Genomic DNA, 17,140 nt, shown 5'->3' on the forward strand with positions numbered 1-17,140 from the left:
CGGTGGACGACGTGAACACCGGCACTCCGCACCCGGCCCGGGTCTACGACGCGTTGCTGGGCGGCACCGCCAACTTCGCCGCCGACCGGGAGATCGCCGACGCGATCCGGGTCAACCCGGCGGGTGAGATCGCCCCGCTGGCCAACCGCGACTTCCTCCGCCGTGCGGTCGCGTATCTGGCGACCGAGGCCGGCGTCGATCAGTTCCTCGACGTCGGGAGCGGATTACCGACGTCCCCGAACGTCCACGAGGTCGCGCAGGCGATCATCCCGGCCGCCCGGATCGTCTATGTCGACAACGACCCGATCGTGCTCGTCCACGCCCGGACGTTGCTGTCCAGCACCCCCGAAGGGTCGAGCAGCTACGTCGACGCCGACGTCCGCGACCCCGGGACGATCCTCGCCGCGGCCCGGCAGACGCTCGACTTCGAGCGGCCGGTCGCGCTGCTCCTGCTGGCCGTCGGGCACTTCCTGGACGACGAGCACGATCCCTACGGTGTCGTCGGGACGCTCCTCGACGCGCTGCCGGCGGGCTCGTACCTGGCGATGACGCACCTCACCGGCGAGTTCCAGCCCGACGAGACCGCGAAGACCGAGGCGATGTACCGGGCCCAGGGCATGGTGCTGCGCGCGCGGACCAGGGACGAGTTCGCCCGGTTCTTCGACGGGCTGGAACTCGTCGAACCGGGCGTCGTCCTCGTCCCTCGGTGGCGTCCGGACGCGGACGACCGGGTCTCGCCGGACGAGCCCGGCGAGCGGGCCCCGTTGTACGGTGCGGTCGGGCGCAAGCTCTAGCTGAGGGCCAGGGTCACCATCGTCAGGTGGTGCAGACCCTGGGAGCCGCGAATCCTCGCGACCTCCCCATTCGTGTACCACCCGGCATACGGGATCGACCCGGCCGCCGCCGCTAGCGCACCGGTCTCCCGCTCGACGCCGGCCGGGCCGAGCATCGCTTTGCGGACCGCGCAGTCGAAGGCGAGCATGCCGAGCGGCGGCGCGCCCTCGAGCATCGCTATCGCCTGGTGGCAGGACGTGCCGGCCGCGGCGACCAGCGAATCCTCGTCGGTCTCCATCAGCCAGACCAGGCCGCCCTGGGGGACGTCGGCCAGGCAGATCAGCGAGCCGTCGTCCGGTTCGCTGCCGTGGATCACCCGGATGTCCTCGCCACTTCGACGGTTGAGCCCCAGCGGGTAGCGGTAGGCGATGTCCCGGAACACCGACTCGTCGGTCGCCATCGCCGGGGAGAGGCCCACCCGCTCGACGTAGACGTCCAGCGCCGGTTGTTCGTCCAGCTCGAAGACCTTGCCGTTGACGCTGCGGGTCACCGACATCGGGGTGCCGGACTGGCGCCAGCCGTGCGCGACCCCGATCCCGAGCGGCGACTCGCAGGCCAGCCCGACGCCGACGATCGCGCCCGAGAGCACGTCGACGTGGTCGGCGTCACCGGCGAACTGGTACGTCCGTACGTACTGCAGGCCGTCGCCGGACGCGCCGCCGACCAGCGGGGTCGCCGCGCCGGCGGCCGCGTAGGCACCGCGGACGATCTCCTGCTGATCGTCGGCGAGGCCGTCGAAGAACAGGAGCAGCGCCTGGTGGGGCAGCGTGAGTTCGGACGTGCACGCGGCCACCTCGGCGGCCGCGTCGCGGCCGCGGCCCGGGGACACGTCGGCCACCCGGTAGCGGGCCTCGATCCCGGGGCCGCCGTAGGCCGCGACGACGGTGCTGCCCGTGTCGAGCGTGCCCGCCGTGTACTGACCCGACGACGACGTGCCGACGACGATCGCGTGGCCGGAGAGTTGGGAGCGGACGCCGTCGAGCATCGCCGGGAGGTCGTCGCGGACCTGGCACAGCACGATGACCAGCGCGGGCTCCCGGCCCTGGAGCGCGGCGGCCGCGGCCTCGCGCCCGGCGGACGCACCGTCGGCGGCGTCGCTGGAGCCGACACCGAACCAGCGCGCGCCCTCGTCCATGCCTGCCGGGTCGTCCGGTTCCTCTCAGACCTGAGAAGTTCCGGGCAGGTGATCTCGCCAGCTGCGCTTGGGCTCCCAGCCCAGCAGGCGCTTGGCCTTGGAGCAGTCGATTCCGCCGGCGTCGGGCCGCGAGACCGGGCGCAGCTCGGTCGGGGCGTCCGGGTAGACGCGCCGCCAGGACTCGTGCAGGTCCCGCCCGCCGACGGTGTCGGCCGCGGCGATGTACACGACCTCGTGACCGGGGACGTCCGACGTCGCGGCCAGCACGATCGCGTCGCCCAGGTCGTCGGCGTCGATGTACGCCCAGCCGGTCAGGCTCGGGGCGGAGGGATCATCGACGATCGGGCCCAGGTTGAGCGGGTAGCTGGCCGCGTTCTGCACCCACGTGGGCCGCAGCGACAGCACGTTCAGGTCCGACCGGCGCACGGCGGCGTCGCACAGCTGCTCACCGAAGAACTTCGACAGCCCGTACGGGTCCGACGGCGTGCACGGGTGCTCCTCGTCCAGCGGCAGGTACGCCGGGTAGGTCGGACGCTCGGCGAAGTGGAAGCCGGTGGCCGTCTCGCTGGAGATGTTCACCAGCCGGGGGACGCCCCACCGCACGCACGCCTCGACGACGTTGAACGTCGCACCGATGTTGTTCGTGAACACGGTCGCGGGTGCGTGCGACCCGGGCGCCGGGATCGCGGCCGCGTGCACGACGACGTCGTACCGCCCGGCCTTCGCGCCTTCGCCTTCGCTGATGCCGCCGATCAGCGCGTAGACGTCGCCGGCGTTTCCCAGGTCGGCGGAGACGTAGGGCACCTGCTCGCCGACCGGGGCGTCCGGCGCCGGCCGGTTCCACGACGGCGGGGCCAGGTCGGTGGCGGTCACCGTATGACCGGCCGCGACCAGCGCTTCGACGGCCGCGACGCCCACCTTGCCGCGGGCCCCGGTAACGAGAATCCTCAACGCATGCACCTCGTCATCATGGCCGACACACACGTCCCGAAACGTGCCCGGGATCTCCCGGCGCCACTCTGGGCGGACGTCGAGGCGGCGGATCTGGTGATCCACGCCGGCGACTGGGTCGACGTCGCCCTGCTGGACGAGCTCGAGGCGCGGAGCGTCCGCATGATGGGTGTGTACGGCAACAACGACGGCGCGGCACTGCGCGCCCGGCTACCGGAGGTGGCCCGGGCCGACCTCGACGGACTACGGGTCGCGGTCGTGCACGAGACCGGCGCGGCCGGAGGGCGCGAGAAGCGGTGCGCCCAGCGATTCCCGGACACCGACGTGCTGATCTTCGGGCACAGCCACATCCCGTGGGACACGACGGCCGACAACGGCCTGCGCCTGCTGAACCCGGGGTCCCCGACCGACCGCCGCCGTCAACCGTTCGCCACCTACCTGACGGCGGAGATCGACGGCGGCGAGCTCACCGCGGTGGACCTACGCCGGATTGCGCCACGCCCGGCCGTGACGGCCGATTAGGCGGTCGGCGTCGGTCGGGCCCCAGGACGCGGCCTCGTAGGTCGGGATCGGGGACTTGTCGTTCGCCCAGTGCTCGATGATCGGGTCGACGATCCGCCAGCTGTGCTCGACCTCGTCGGCCCGGATGAACAGCGTCGCGTCGCCCAGCAGCGCGTCGAGGATCAGGCGCTCGTAGGCCTCCGGCGACTCCTCGCGGAACGTCTGGTCGTACGAGAAGTCCATGCTCGCGGTGCGGACCCGGAACGAGTGGCCCGGCACCTTCGCGCCGAACCGCAGCGAGATGCCCTCGTTCGGCTGGATGCGCAGGATCAGCGCGTCGGCCTCCAGCTCGGTGAGCTGGTTGCCGGGGATCGGCAGGTGCGGCGGACGTTGGAACGTCAGCGCGACCTCGGTGACCCGGGCCGGCAGCCGCTTCCCGGTCCGGACGTAGAACGGGACGCCGGCCCAGCGCCAGTTGTCGACGTCCAGGCGCAGGGCCGCGTAGGTCTCGGTGCGGCTCAGCGGATCCACCCCGGGCTCGTCGCGGTAGCCAGGCATGAGCTCCTCGCGGGTACCGCCGCGGGTGTACTGGCCGCGGACCGCGATCTCGCTGACGTCCCGGTCGGTGGGCAGGCGGATCGCCTGCAGCAGCTTGACCTTCTCGTTGCGCAGCGCCTCGGCGCCGAAGCTGGCCGGCGGCTCCATCAGGGCCAGCGCGAGCACCTGCAGCACGTGGTTCTGCACGATGTCGCGCATCGCCCCGGCGGTCTCGTAGAAGCTGCCCCGGGTGCCGACGCCGAGCGTCTCGGCCACCGTGATCTGCACGGAGTCGACCCACGACCGGTCCCAGATCGGCTGGAAGATCGAGTTCGCGAACCGCAGCGCGAGCACGTTCTGGACCGTGTCCTTGCCCAGGTAGTGGTCGATCCGGAAGACCTGGGACTCGTCGAACGCGCTGTGCACGGTCGCGTCGAGCTGGCGGGCGCTGTTCAGGTCGGTGCCGTACGGCTTCTCGATGACCAGCCGGGCGAAGCCCTCGTCGGAGCGGGCGTGGTTCAGCCCGGCCCCGGCGAGCCCGTTGATGATCGGCGAGAACGCCTGCGGTGGCGTCGACAGGTAGAACAGCCGGTTACCGCGCGTGCCGCGCTGGTCGTCGAGCTCGTCGAGCAGCGTCGCGAGCGTCTTGTAGGTCTCCGGGTCGTCGTAGCCGCCCGAGACGTACCGCAGACCGCCGCCGGCCAGGTCGCCCAGGCCGTTCTCGGCCTGGATCGACTGCGCGAACTCGTCGTCGCTCATCGGGGTCCGCGCGACGCCGACCAGCGCGAACTCCTTCGGCAGACGCCCGTGGCGGGCCAGGCTGGCGACGGCCGGGATCAGCTTTCGCCTGGTCAGGTCACCCGACGCACCGAAGATCACGAGCGTCGAGGGCGGCGCGCTCCGGTCGCTCGAGTACTGCGGGCCGATGTCCATCGTCTGAACCTCTATCCGACGGGGGTCTCTGTATCGATGCAATTGACGTGCGGCACAAACGTATTCCTGCGATGTGAACCACGGATGACTGGCGCGATCGGTTGAAGATCACTCTGTGTGACTTCGCACCCAGCTGGCGATCTGGGTTCGGCGGTTCGCCTGAAGTTTGGCCAGGATGTGCTCGACGTGCGCGGCGACCGTCTTGGGGGAGATCGCCAGCGCCCCGGCGATCTCCCGGTTCGTCGCGCCCGCGGCGACGTGCCGGGCGACCTCGGCCTCCCGTGGGGTGAGGGCTCCCGGTCCGGGCCCGGTCCGGGCCCTCATCTCGGTCAGCAGGTCGTCGGCCGCCGACACCAATACCGACGCCCCGGCGGCCAGCGCGCGCCCGCGGGCCTCCGACGCGAGCGCGGCCGCGTCGGCCGGGCGCCGCGAGCGATGGGCGCAGCGGGCCCGGTCGAGCAGGGCCTGGGTGCCCTCCCAGAACTGGCGCCGCCGGTCCCACTCGGCGCTGGCCCGATCGAGGGCGTCCCGGGCCTTGCCGGTCTGGCCCTCGTGCAGGTGGAGCAGGCCGAGCGCGTGGTCCAGCGCCGGTCGGGTGCCGGGGATGTCTCTCTTCTGCAGCAGGGCGCCGCACCGATCGAGCCAGGAGCGCGCGCCGGTGACGTCGTCCTCGCCGAGATAGGCCCGGGTGCCGGTGACGACGAACGGGGCCAGGTAGGCGGCGTCGCCCACCTCGGCGGAGGCGCGGTAGCCCTCCTCGCAGCGGTCCACCGCCGGCTTCCCGGTCCGGAGTGCGAGCTCGGCCAGGCCCCAGAGCGTCGGGGACAGGCGCTGCACCTCGCGCAGTTCGGCGCCGAGCGTGTGGGCCGGCACCAGGTAGGCCGCGGCCCCGGTCCAGTCGCCCCGGCCGATCGCCAGGAAACCGAGGATCTGCTGGGCCAGGATCCGGTTGAGGATCGTGTCGGTGAAGTCGGCCAGCGCCTGCTCCGCGTTCGGCCGGGCCCGCGCCCAGTCGCCGGTCGCCCACTGCACCCGGGCGCGCATCGACAGCATGTAGTTGCGGTCGCCGAACTGCTCGGTCCGGTCGGCGTAGGCGATGCCGTCGTCGAGGTAACGGGTGGCCGCGTCGTACTCGACGAGCACCGCGGCCGAGCTGCCGACCATCTGGTAGGCCCGGCTCGCCTCGGGCTCGGCGCCGGCCGCGATCGACTCGGCGATCGTCGCGTCGGCCAGCCGCCAGCCCTCGTCCATCCGGCCGGCGAACAGCAGCACCGGCACGATCGTCGCGTCGACGCACCAGCGGGACCGGTCGTCGCCGACCGCGATCGCCAGCGTCCGGGCCTCGGACCCGTAGGCGAGCGACTCGTCGAGTCGCCGGTCGAACATGTAGACGGCCGAGAGGCTGGTCAGCACCCGGGCGCGGGCCTCGTCGGCCGGGCGGCCGGGGTGGTCGGCGATCCGGTCGAGCTCGGCCCGGAGCAGCGCGGCCCGGGGCTCGAGCGCGGCGCCGAGGCGGTGGCGCGCGGTCACCAGCGACGGCGAGAGCGCGGCCGCGGCCACCGTTTCGCCGAGTTCCAGCAGCAGCGCGTGCGCCTCGGTGAGCGTCGCCTCGGCGCCGGGGACGTCGTCGACCGACACCAGCTCGATCGAGAGCGCGGTGAGGAGGCCGGCCCGGTCGCGTCCGGGGGTGTCGGACGGCATCGTGCGCTGGGCCCGCCGGTAGAGCGCGGCGGCCTCGGTGTGCGCGGAGATCGCGGTGGCGTGCCGGGCGGCTCTGAGCGCGTGCTCGTACGCCCGGCTCGGCTGGTGGGCGCGTTCGCACTGGTCGCTGACGAACGCGTCGCCGAACCCGGCCGCGCGGGCGGCGTCCGCGACCCGGGCGTGCAGGCGGCGGCGCTGATGGGGCGGGAGGTCGGTGTAGAGCGCGTCGCGGATCAGCGCGTGCCGGAAGTCGTAGGTCGTGTCGGACCGGGGCGTGACGAAGAAGCGGTCGTGCAGCTCCTGGAGGGCGGTGTCCACTTCGTCGGGTGGGGTGCCGGTGACCGCGGTCAGCAGGTCGACGTCGAACGAGTGCCCGATCGCCGCGGCCGCGTCCGCGAGGGCGCGCGCGGGTGGGGTGAGCTCGCGGGCCCGGCTCAGCACCGCGTCGGCCAGCGTGTCCGGCACCGCGAACCGCCTCCCGCCGGAGGCCCGGCCGTCGGCCGGCGCGCGGCCGTCGGCCGTGGCGCGGCTTTCGGCCGTGGCGCGGCTTTCGGCCGTGGCGCGGGTTTCGGACGTGGGGGTTTCGGACGCGGCGAGGAGTTCTTCGACGTGGAGGGGGATGCCGTCGCTGCGGTCGAAGAGTGCGCCGACCGGGGCGTCGGCGCTGACCGTGCCGGTGATCGCGGTGACCATCGCGGCCGTCGACGCCCGGTCGAGACGACGCAGCCGCAGCTCCTCGCCCGACCGCTGGGCCAGCAGCCGGGTCCGCCAGGCCCGCAACACCGAGCGCGGATAGAGCTCGTCGCTGCGATAGCTCGCCACCACCAGGACCGGCGCCGAACGCAACCTGCGGGCCGCCCGCTCGACGACGTCCAGCGACATCTCGTCCGCCCAGTGCAGGTCCTCCAGCGCGACGACCAGCGGGTCCTTCGCCGCGGCCAGAGCGTCCGCGGCCTCTCGGACGAGCAACCGACGCTGACGGTCACCGCCCTCGCCGACCGCGACCTCGCGCAGCGGTCCGGCCAGTACGGCGGTCGGCTCACCGAGCCGGGCCAGCTCGGACGCGAGGCCGAGCAGCAGACCCCCGGCGACCTCGGCGTCACGCGGGAACGCGGCCGCGTGCACCACCGGCAGGCCGGCCCGGCCGACGATCTCGGACAGCAGCCGGGTCTTCCCGATCCCGGCCTCGCCGGCCAGCAGCAGGACCCCACCGGAGCCGTTCGCCGCGTCCTCGGTGCGGCGGAGCGCGTGGGCCAGCAGGTCGTCGCGGCCGATGAGCACCGGGCACAGGTGTGCCTCGGGTCTGGTCCGCATGGTGAGGACCCTAGGCCGGGAAATAGGCCTTCCTAGGTGGTCTGACCGATGTCGGACAGGCTCCCGACCTCGACTCTGGACGCATCAACCCGTTCGTTCGGAAGGTACGAGAATGGCGACGTTCATCGATGTCCACAGCGGTTTCGTCGGAGTCACCGCGGAGCAGCTGAAAGAGGCGCACGAGGCCGACCTCGCGATCGAGTCGGAGGAGGGCGTGCACTTCGAGCGGGCCTGGCTCGACCCGGAGACCGGCAAGGTGTTCTGCCTGGCCCACGGCCCGAGCAAGGAGGCGGTGATGCGCGTGCACGAGCGCGCCGGGCACCCCACCGCCGAGGTGTACGAGGTACCCATCGAGGTGTGATCCTGTTCCGGATGCGACGAATCCGGAGTTTTGTGCGGACGCCGGCCGGCCGGGTCGGGCTGGCCGGCGTCGTGGCATTGGGCTGTGTGTCGGGGCTGGTGCTGCTGGCCGGTGGGCGGCCGCTCGGCCTCGACGGGTGGGTGGCCGGCTGGGTGCCGAGGTTCTTCGGGGCGCGCACGGTGACGCAGCTGGGGTCCGGGTCGGTGCTGTACCCGGTGCTGGCGATCGTGGCGATCCTGCGCCGGGGTTCGGGCGCGTCGTGGCGGGACTCGGTGCGGCCGCTGGTCGTGCTGGCGGTCGCGCAGATGCTGGAGGCGGTCACATTCGTGACGCTGGTGCGGCCGGGGCCCGACGGAGGCACGATCTCGTTCTCGTCCGGGCACGCTATGACCGCGGCGCTCGGGTGGGGGCTGGTGGCGTGGTCGCTGGGGCGGGCCCGGTGGTGGCCGGCCGTGGTGGTGGTAGCCGGGGCGGTGGGGGTCAGCCGGGTCGGGCTCGGGTTGCACTGGGCGACCGACGTCGTGGCCGGGTGGGCGATCGCTGCGATCGCGCTGGCCGCGGTGGCGGCCTGGCCCGCGGGTGAGGAAGCGCCGTCGGTCCCGGCTTCGGACTCAGGGCCGGGCCGGTGGCTCGGGTCTCGGTGGACCTGGGTGTTGCCCGCGGTGGCGCTGGCCGTGCCGGTCGTGCCGTTGTTGCTGGTCCCCGGCCCGGACCGGATGAAGGACCTGCTCGTCTACTACGGCGCGGGCGGCACGGCGGGCACCGGATCGGACGTCTACGAGTTCCGCACCGTGTTCGACATGCCGTTCACGTATCCGCCGTTCGCCGCGATGCTGTCCGAGCCGCTCTCCCGCGTGCCGCTCGGGCTGCTCCAGGTGCTGTGGGTGCTGGCGTCGCTGGCCGCGCTGGTGGGCGTCGCCCGGATCGGGATGCGGCCGGTCGTCGACCGCCTCGGGCTACCGCTCACGCTCGCGTTGCTGCTGGTCTCGGCGCCGGTGCGCAGCCACCTGCGGTTCGGCCAGGTCGGGCTGTTCCTCGTGCTGCTGGTCTCGGCCGACCTCCTGCGTCGCCATCGCCGTCCGGGGTTGGGCCTCGGCCTGGCGATCGCGGTCAAGCTCACCCCGGCCGTGTTCGTGCCGTGGTTGCTCGTGACCCGGCAGTGGCGGACGTTCGTCGTCACCGCGACCACCGCGGTCGGCGCCACGCTGGCCGGGCTCCTGCTGCTCTGGCCGAGCGCGGGGGAGTACCTCTGGCGCGCGCTCTGGGACTCCGACCGGTTCGGCGCGAACGACGTCGTCGGCAACCAGTCGGTCCGCGGGATGCTGCTGCGTACCGGTCTGCCGGACTCCTGGGTGTCGCTGTCGTGGGTGGGGTCCGCGGTGGTGCTGACCGTGATCGGGACCTGGGGCGCGCGCCGGTTGGAGGCCGACGGGAACCGGCTCGGCGCGGTGGGGGTGCTGGCCGCGCTGTCGGTCGCGGTGTCGCCGATCTCCTGGGTGCATCACCTGGTGTTCCTGGTGCTGCCGCTGGCCGCGGTGGTGGCCGCGGGCCGGTACTGGCTGGCCGTCGGATGGGGGGTGCTGCTCACTGCGTCGCTGCCGTCGATCGGGGCGGCCGGCCTGCGGTCCGGCTCGGCTCATCCGGTCTTCTGGCACCTGGTGGTGGACGCTCAGGGGCTGACCGCCGTGGCCGCGGTGCTGGTGCTGCCGTGGCTGCTGGGGGCACTTCGCACCGAACGCCCCGAACTGTCGTCGGAGGCCGATAGCGTGCGGGTGTGATCACCGACCTGGACCAGTGGAGGGGGTTGGGGCGGCTGCTGCCGCCGGGCGAGGACGAGCAGTTCGTCGACTACTTCATGATCGGCGAGCAGGAGGGCGGTCTCGGCTTCCTGCTGAGCCGCTTGCGGGATCACGACCTGCCGATCCCCGCCAACGCGGTGGCCGAGGCCGCGGTGACGGCCGAGGAATGGGGCGTCTGGGTCCGGTCCGAGGACGAGTTCCGCCTGCTGCCGGTGGACGAGAGCGGCGGCCGGTGCGTGCGGCTGGCCGGGCCGTCGGGTGCGGTGGCGATCCCCGACGAAGATCTCGTCGCCTGGCCGTGGCTGGCCTGCGCGTCGTGCGGGGCCGGGGTGAGCCGGGTCTGTCGTCCGGAGCCGTTCGGGCCGTGGGTTCCCCAGCACTACCGGGTCGAAGAGTGCTGGTACGAGCCCGAGGAACTGTGGGAGGCGCTCGCCGACCTGCACTCGTGTTGTGACGACCCGGAGTGTCGGCTGCGCTGGCTCGCCGCGTTGGATTGAGGCATGTCGTCGGAGCACTCACCACCGGCCCGGCAGATGTGGCCGCTGTACGCCGCCGGGTTCACCACCGCGTTCGGGGCGCACGGTATCGCGGCCAACCTGGGCGGGTTCTCCGACGACGCGGTCACGTCTCTGCTGGTCCTGGGCGGGCTGCTCGCGCTCTACGACGGTGCCGAGATCGTGCTCAAACCGCTGTTCGGCACGCTCGCCGACCGCGTCGGGGCGCGTCCGGTGCTGCTCGGTGGGCTCGTCGCGTTCGCGGTCGCGTCGGCCGTGTACGTGGTGGCCGACAGCCACGGCTGGCTCTGGGCCGCCCGGCTGGGCCAGGGCGCGGCCGCGTCGGCGTTCTCGCCGGCGGCGTCGGCGCTGGTCGCGCGGATGAACCCGGCGGCCAGGCGCGGACGGGCGTTCGGGTCGTACGGGTTCTACAAGTCGATCGGGTACACGCTCGGGCCGCTGCTCGGCGGCGTCCTCGTGTGGGCGGGCGGCCTGCGGTTGCTGTTCGCCGTGCTGGCCGTGCTGGGTGCGGCGGTCGCGGTCTGGGCGTTGGTGGCCGTGCCGGTCGTGCCACCGACAGCCAAGGTCCGGCAGACGCTGGTCGACCTCTTCCGGCGGCTGACCGACCCGGTGTTCCTCGTCCCGACCGGGGCACTGGCCGGGGCCACCGCCGCGCTCTCGGCCGGCGTCGGGTTCCTGCCGGTCAGCGGCCGGGTCGCCGGGCTCGGGACGGTGGCCACCGGCGCGGCGGTGTCCCTGCTGGCCGCGTGCGCCGCGGTCGTCCAGCCGCGTACCGGCCGGGCGCTGGACGAGGGGCGTCTCTCCGCGCGCACTGGGTTGTGGGCCGGCCTGGTCGTGACCGCGGCCGGGCTCGCCTGCGCGATGCTGCCCGGTCTGGCCGGGGTGCTCGCCGGGGCGGCGCTGATCGGCGTCGGCACCGGGATGATCACGCCGCTGGGGTTCGCCGCCCTGGCCGCCGGTACTCCGTCCGAGCGGATCGGCCAGACGATGGGTGCGGCCGAACTCGGCCGGGAGGCCGGTGACGCGGGCGGTCCGCTGTTGGTCGCCGCGGTGGCGTCGATTGCGACGCTGACGTACGGATTCGCGGCGCTGGCGGTGCTGCTCCTGGTGGGCGCGGTGCTCGTCGCGATGCGCGAATAGGCCGGGGGCTTTTCTGGCGGGGGCTTTTCCGGGCGGGGCACGGCTGAATGGGGAGCGGGGTGCGGCCGGTGAATTCCGGCCGCACCCCGCTTTCTCCTATCAGCGATGCGGTTCCACTGGCTCCTCCTGGTCGTCGCCGTTTCCTCGGCGTGGAGCGAGCGAGCCGCGGAAGCCCCCTCCGACCCCGCGACGTCTCGATCCACGAGCGGGAAGCCTGCCGGTCAGAACGTGTTTCGGCTGGGCAGGCCTGCCCGTGGAGCGATGTGCGGTCAGTCGCGGTGGAGGAGAGCGAGATCGTCGATCGTGATCTGACGGCGACGCACCAGGAGGTGCGCGACCTCGTAGTAGTCCGGCAGGGCCAAAGCCCGGCGCCGACGGATCTCCTGATCCTCGTCCAGCACCGGCCCGAAGAGCCGAATACCTTTGTGGACGATCGTCGGCGTGGCGGGCAGACCGAGTTCGCGCTCCTCGAGACGACGGCGGGCCTCGACCCGTTCGCGGAGCTCGGGAACCTCGGTCAGGTACAGGTCGCAGAGCCGTTTGACCAGGTCACGGATCTGCTTCCGGCTGCGGTTGACCAGCCGGCGCTGTACCTCCTCGTACGATGCCGGGAGCTGCTTACCCTGCAGCAGCGGCTCGCAGAGCGCGATCGCCACCGGCCGGAGATACGACGGGATCGGTGGCATGCTCGTCGTCGGCCGGTCGTCGAGAACGGCGGGCAACGCGGGCTCGATGCGCTGCTGGGCCACCACCAGGACGCAGCCGTCCGGGCCCTGGATGTAGGCCAGGTCGCCGGGGATCGTCTGCGCCGCGCCCGGGTCCGGCCGGGCCGGATCGCGCGGTGGTAGCGGTGGCAGCGGTGGAAGGCCCGGTTGGGTGATCCACAGTTCGTGCTTTTCGGAGAGGTTGCGGACCCAGAGTTCCCCCTCGTATCGCCAGATCCGGCCGGCGACTCGAGAAAGTGACTCTCGGTTGATCGCCGAAAAGATGATCAGGTCGCAGTCGTCGTCGCGACCGAACGTGATGCGGTCTCCGTCCTTCGTGAATGTGAATTTCTCGTCCGGCTCATATAAGTACCAAACGGACAAGATAGGGTCACGCGGAATTTCCCCCTGTGCCATTTCCCCCAGCCCCCACTGTTGGTTGTTACCCCCTGTGCATCCATTCTGCTTTGTGCGGGCAAGTTTTTGACTACGAATAGTTGCGGCGGTCGGAATTGGCCGGTGAGGGGGTTGGTCTTGGGGCCAGCGGGGTCGTGTGCCGGTCGGCGCGGATGCTGCCGCGGTGAGCCCCGGACGAACAACCTGGGGAACCCGTGCCGATGCCGTTGCATTGGGCCGTGTTGTGCTGACTCGCGCCGCGCCCGGCTGTCTGCTCCGCGCTGCGCCACCGTGGCGCCTGCTCTTGCGGTGGCGGGCGGCCGGTAGGTACCCGGGTCGCCGTGCTCCGGCTCACGGATGGCGGGCACGCCGAGCCGGTGTCGTGGCTGGGCAGCTTGGAGAACCCGCGCCGTCGCCGGCCCGGCCGCTCGCAGCCACCGCGGCCGCCACCGCCGCGAACGGTCGTCGGAGCCGCCATCGCCGCCGTAGCGGCCACCGCCACCGCGGTCACCGCCGCTGCGGCCGTTGCAATCGCTCCCGCCACCGCTGCGGCGGCCGCCGCATCCGTCATCGCCACCACCACCATGACCGCTGCCGCGTCCACCGGCACTCCACTGCCCGCCGCCGGCGGCGCTTTGCGGCCGCACCTGCACCGCCACTGCCGCAGCCACCGCCGCCGTTGCAGCGGCACCCGCTGCCATTGGCACCGCCACCGCCACCGGCACCGCCGCCGTTGCGTCCGCAGCCTTCGCTACCGCCGCCGTTGCAGCGGCACCCGCTGCCACCGGCACCGCCGCCGTTGCGGCCGCCCCCGCAGCCGCTGCTACCGCAGTCGTTGCGGCCGTTTCCACTGCAGCTATCGCTACCGCCGCCGTTGCGGCGCCCGTTGCCGCTGCCACCGGCACCGCCGCCGTTGCGTCCGCAGCCACCGCTACCGCCACCGCCGCCGTGGCAGCGGCACCCGCTGCCATCGGCGCCGCCGCCGCCTCCGCAGCCGCTGCTACCGCAGTCGTTGCGGCCGTTTCCACTGCAGCTATCGCTACCGCCGCCGTTGCGGCGCCCGTTGCCGCAGCTACCGCCGCCGATGCGGCGCCCGCCGCCGCTCCCACCGGCACCGCCACCGTTGCGTCGGCAGCCACCGCTACCGCCGCCGCCGTCGCACCCGCGCCCGCGCCCGCTGCCGCAGCCACCGCCTCTGTTGCGGCCGCACCTGCACCCGCGCCCGCTGCCGTAGTCACCGCCGCCGTTGCCGCGGCACCTGCTGCCATCGGCACCGCCGCCGTTGCGGCCGCCTCCGCAGCCGCTGCTACCGCCGTAGTCACCGTCGGCGTTGCGGCGCGTCCGTTGCCGCTGCCGCCGGCCCCGCCATCGTTGCGGTCCGCAGCCGCCGCTCCCGCCGCCGTCGCACCTGCACCTGCGCCCGCTGCCGTAGTCACCGCCGCCGTTGCCGCGGCACCTGCTGCCATCGGCACCGCCGCCGTTGCGGCCGCCTCCGCAGCCGCTGCTACCGCCGTAGTCACCGTCGGCGTTCTGGCGCGTCCGTTGCCGCTGCCACCGGCACCGCCATCGTTGCGGTCAGCAGCCGCCGCTCCCGCCGCCGTCGCGGCCGCACCTGCGCCCGCTGCCGTAGCCACCGCGGCCGTCGCGGCCGCTTCCACTGCAGCTACCGCTACCGCCGCCGTGCGGCGCGTCCGTTGCCGCTGCCAGCGGCACCGTCGGCGTTGCGGCGCGTCCGTTGCCGCTGCCACCGGCACCGTTGCGTCCGCAGCCGCCGCTACCGCCGCCGTGCGGCGCGCCAGTTGTCGCTGCCACCGGCACCGCCATCGTTGTGGTCCGCAGCCGCCGCTCCCGCCGCCTTCGCACCTGCACCTGCGCCCGCTGCCGTAGCCACCGCCGCCGTTGCGGCCGCTTCCACTGCAGCTACCGCTACCGCCGCCGTGCGGCGCGTCCGTTGCCGCTGCCAGCGGCACCGTCGGCGTTGCGGCGTGCCCGTTGCCGCTGCCACCGGCACCGTTGCAGCCGCAGCCGCAGCCGCAGCCACAGCCGGCGCCGTTGCGGCCGTACCTGCGTCCGCGCCCGCTGCCGTAGTCACCGCCGACGTTGCGGCGCGTCGGCTGCCGTAGCCACCATCACCGCCGTTGGGGCCGCTTCCATGGCCGCCCCCGCCGCATCGGTGCTCGGTGGGGCATCGTCGCGGCGGTCCTGTTGTTGCTGGCTCTCGTCTCGGTGGGTCAGTGTCTCGGCGTGCGGCGGTCCGGTGGCGGGGCGGTGAGGTAGCGGCCTATCGGCTTGATTGGGCCGGCGTGCGGTGGGCGGGCCGGGCTAGGGGCGGGGGCGCCAGCGTTTCCAGTGGGCGGTGGCGGTGGCTCGGGGCTTGTCGTCCCAGATCAGCTCCACCTCCGCGGTCATCTCGGCCTCACTGGCGGCCGTGATCGTCGCCCGGAGTTCTACTGCCTCGTGCAGAGGACTCGGGCGTAGGTAGCGCACGTTCAGGCCCGCCGTCACGTACGGCAGCGCGGCGCCCGGGAGGGCGGGCCAGCCTCGGTGGGTCGCTTCGGACGTCACGGCGGCGGCGCTGTGGCAATCGAGGACCGTCGAGATGATGCCGCCGTTGAGGTAGCCCAGCCCGTTGTCGTGTTCCGGCCACGGGGTGAACGTGGCGACCACGTAGCCGTCCGCTTCGTAGCTCCGAAGTTTCAGTCCGCGGTCGTTGGCGTGCCCGCATCCGAAGCAGGCCAGGTCCGGATAGAGCCGTTCCTGAATGCTCAGCACCTCGTCGGTCATGCCCCGATCGTGCCTTATACCGAGGTAATTCCGTTGTCGGGGACTGCGCCGGGGTCCCACCATCAACCGAAAGAAAGGAGACCCGGTGGACGTCCTCGTATTGAACGCCGACCTCGGCCCGCTGCACCGGGTCAGTTTCCGGCACGCGGTCCGGATGTTGGTCCGACGCGTCGCCGAGGTGCACGAGTCTCACCCCGGCCGCCTTGTCGGCACCTATCCGGCGCCTCGGGTCGTGCGGCTCGTGAACTACGTCGTGACCCGGTGGCGGCACAGTCGTGGGCCGGGCTGGTCCCGGGCCGGTGTACTGGCTCGGGACGGGCGTCGCTGCGGGTACTGCGGACGCCCGGCCTCGACCGTCGATCACGTGCTGCCGCGGTCGCGCGGCGGGGTCAACAGCTGGTCGAACACGGTCGCGGCCTGCGGTCCGTGCAACCAGCGGAAGGGTGACCGGACGCCGGCCGAGGCCCGGATGCCCCTCCGCCTCACCCCCGCGTCGCCCACCTGGTCGGCCCTGGCCCGCTGATCGAACCCGACGCATCCGGCGAGGGGCACCCCCAACGGCGCCCCCGCCGGCCGCGGCCGGGGCCGGGGCCGGGGCCTCGCCTTGCTCGGCGGCGCCCCGCCGGCCCGGGCGCGGCCTCGCTACGCTCGGGGCGTGCGGCGCGTGCCCGGGGACCTGCTCGTCCACCTGCGACGAGCCCGCGACCACGCCGACCTCCACTACCGCGAACCGCTCGACCTCGAAACACTGGCCACCGTCGCCGGCCTCTCCAAGTACTACTTCCAGCGCACCTTCACCGCGACCTACGGGCTCTCACCCGCGGCCTACGTCTCGCAACGCCGGGTCGAACGGGCCCAGGACCTCCTCCGCGCCACCAACCTCACGGTCACCGAGGTCTGCGTCGAGGTCGGCTTCGCCAGCCTGGGATCGTTCAGCAGCCGCTTCCGCGACCTCGTCGGCGAGACCCCGACGGAATTCCAGCGCCGCTGGGCTGCCTCCGGCGCACCCCACATCCCGGGCTGCTTCATCCTGATGTGGGGTCTGGCGGAAAGAGCAAGCGAGGAGAAGCCCCCTCCCGACGAGCAAAACTAACCTCACCCGCATGATCACGAACATCGCCATCACCAGCGTCTTCGTCAAGGACGTCGACGCCTCCAAGGCCTTCTACATCGACGTACTCGGGTTCGCCGAGCACACCGACATCACGCTCTCCGACGGCTCCTACCGCTGGTGCACGGTCATGCACCCGAGCCAGCCCGAACTCCAGGTCCACCTCACGGTCCCGGGGCCGCCGCACTCGCCCGAGATGGTCGACGCGATCACCCGGGCGCTGGACGAAGGCGGCATGCACGGCCTCGGCCTGAGCGTCGACGACTGCCGGAAGACCTACGACGACCTGCTGGCCAAGGGCGTCGAGTTCATCCAAGCCCCGGAGGAGCGCCCGTACGGCGTCGAGGCCGTCGCCCGGGACAACTCCGGTAACTGGATGGTGCTCGTCGAGCCCCGTCCGTTCAGCTGACACTACGATCGGGCG

General features: G+C 72.8%; 15 protein-coding genes. 9 read left to right on the plus strand and 6 right to left on the minus strand.

What is annotated here, in order from left to right; genetic code table 11:
• The first annotated feature begins 2 nt into the window (after window positions 1-2).
• Window positions 3-794 (plus strand): SAM-dependent methyltransferase, encoded by a 792-nt coding sequence (locus FL583_RS13115; RefSeq protein ID WP_142704893.1) that lies wholly within the window; start codon window positions 3-5, stop codon window positions 792-794.
• Here FL583_RS13115 and FL583_RS13120 read toward each other — a convergent pair.
• Window positions 791-1,969, minus strand: a complete 1,179-nt coding sequence (locus FL583_RS13120) for an FIST signal transduction protein (protein WP_142704894.1) — start codon at window positions 1,967-1,969, stop codon at window positions 791-793. The genes FL583_RS13115 and FL583_RS13120 overlap by 4 nt on opposite strands.
• 24 nt (window positions 1,970-1,993) lie before the next feature.
• On the minus strand, window positions 1,994-2,920 hold the full coding sequence (locus FL583_RS13125; RefSeq protein WP_142704895.1) for an NAD-dependent epimerase/dehydratase family protein: 927 nt from the start codon (window positions 2,918-2,920) through the stop codon (window positions 1,994-1,996).
• A 3-nt stretch (window positions 2,921-2,923) separates the two neighbouring features.
• Here FL583_RS13125 and FL583_RS13130 point away from each other — a divergent pair, with 3 nt between their 5' ends.
• Window positions 2,924-3,442: a metallophosphoesterase family protein gene (locus FL583_RS13130; protein ID WP_142704896.1), complete on the plus strand. Its 519-nt coding sequence runs from the start codon at window positions 2,924-2,926 to the stop codon at window positions 3,440-3,442.
• Here the strand turns inward: FL583_RS13130 and zwf are convergent.
• Both zwf and FL583_RS13140 read right to left on the minus strand, forming a co-directional pair.
• Window positions 3,401-4,891: a glucose-6-phosphate dehydrogenase gene (gene zwf, locus FL583_RS13135; RefSeq protein ID WP_142704897.1), complete on the minus strand. Its 1,491-nt coding sequence runs from the start codon at window positions 4,889-4,891 to the stop codon at window positions 3,401-3,403. The two genes, FL583_RS13130 and zwf, sit on opposite strands and share 42 nt — an antisense overlap.
• 108 nt (window positions 4,892-4,999) lie before the next feature.
• Window positions 5,000-7,906 (minus strand): helix-turn-helix transcriptional regulator, encoded by a 2,907-nt coding sequence (locus FL583_RS13140; protein WP_142704898.1) that lies wholly within the window; start codon window positions 7,904-7,906, stop codon window positions 5,000-5,002.
• A 112-nt stretch (window positions 7,907-8,018) separates the two neighbouring features.
• Here FL583_RS13140 and FL583_RS13145 point away from each other — a divergent pair, with 112 nt between their 5' ends.
• The 4 genes from FL583_RS13145 to FL583_RS13160 are packed head-to-tail and all read left to right on the plus strand — an operon-like array spanning window position 8,019 to window position 11,721.
• Entirely contained in the window at window positions 8,019-8,267 is a 249-nt protein-coding gene (locus FL583_RS13145; protein ID WP_142704899.1) for an SCO4226 family nickel-binding protein, read from the plus strand.
• Window positions 8,268-8,278: 11 nt separating this feature from the next.
• Window positions 8,279-10,045: a glycosyltransferase 87 family protein gene (locus FL583_RS13150; RefSeq protein ID WP_142704900.1), complete on the plus strand. Its 1,767-nt coding sequence runs from the start codon at window positions 8,279-8,281 to the stop codon at window positions 10,043-10,045.
• On the plus strand, window positions 10,042-10,563 hold the full coding sequence (locus FL583_RS13155) for a hypothetical protein (RefSeq protein ID WP_142704901.1): 522 nt from the start codon (window positions 10,042-10,044) through the stop codon (window positions 10,561-10,563). The genes FL583_RS13150 and FL583_RS13155 overlap by 4 nt, the downstream gene beginning before the upstream one ends.
• 36 nt (window positions 10,564-10,599) lie before the next feature.
• A complete protein-coding gene (locus FL583_RS13160) occupies window positions 10,600-11,721 on the plus strand; it encodes an MFS transporter (protein WP_142705100.1) in 1,122 nt (373 codons plus the stop codon).
• Window positions 11,722-11,990: 269 nt separating this feature from the next.
• Here FL583_RS13160 and FL583_RS13165 read toward each other — a convergent pair whose 3' ends face one another.
• Together FL583_RS13165 and FL583_RS13175 are read right to left on the minus strand one after the other, a co-directional pair.
• Entirely contained in the window at window positions 11,991-12,809 is an 819-nt protein-coding gene (locus FL583_RS13165) for an FHA domain-containing protein (protein WP_142704902.1), read from the minus strand.
• Window positions 12,810-15,143: 2,334 nt separating this feature from the next.
• Window positions 15,144-15,605 (minus strand): PaaI family thioesterase, encoded by a 462-nt coding sequence (locus FL583_RS13175; RefSeq protein WP_142704904.1) that lies wholly within the window; start codon window positions 15,603-15,605, stop codon window positions 15,144-15,146.
• Window positions 15,606-15,690: 85 nt separating this feature from the next.
• Here FL583_RS13175 and FL583_RS13180 point away from each other — a divergent pair, with 85 nt between their 5' ends.
• The 3 genes from FL583_RS13180 to FL583_RS13190 all read left to right on the plus strand — a co-directional run bounded on the left by FL583_RS13180 (window position 15,691) and on the right by FL583_RS13190 (window position 17,125).
• Window positions 15,691-16,128, plus strand: coding sequence for an HNH endonuclease (locus FL583_RS13180; protein WP_142704905.1), 438 nt, complete (start codon window positions 15,691-15,693; stop codon window positions 16,126-16,128).
• 132 nt (window positions 16,129-16,260) lie between these two features.
• On the plus strand, window positions 16,261-16,698 hold the full coding sequence (locus tag FL583_RS13185; RefSeq protein WP_142704906.1) for a helix-turn-helix transcriptional regulator: 438 nt from the start codon (window positions 16,261-16,263) through the stop codon (window positions 16,696-16,698).
• 10 nt (window positions 16,699-16,708) lie between these two features.
• Window positions 16,709-17,125 (plus strand): VOC family protein, encoded by a 417-nt coding sequence (locus FL583_RS13190; RefSeq protein ID WP_142704907.1) that lies wholly within the window; start codon window positions 16,709-16,711, stop codon window positions 17,123-17,125.
• Window positions 17,126-17,140: the final 15 nt, after the last annotated feature.

Source organism: Cryptosporangium phraense, from assembly GCF_006912135.1.
Taxonomy (GTDB): domain Bacteria; phylum Actinomycetota; class Actinomycetes; order Mycobacteriales; family Cryptosporangiaceae; genus Cryptosporangium; species Cryptosporangium phraense.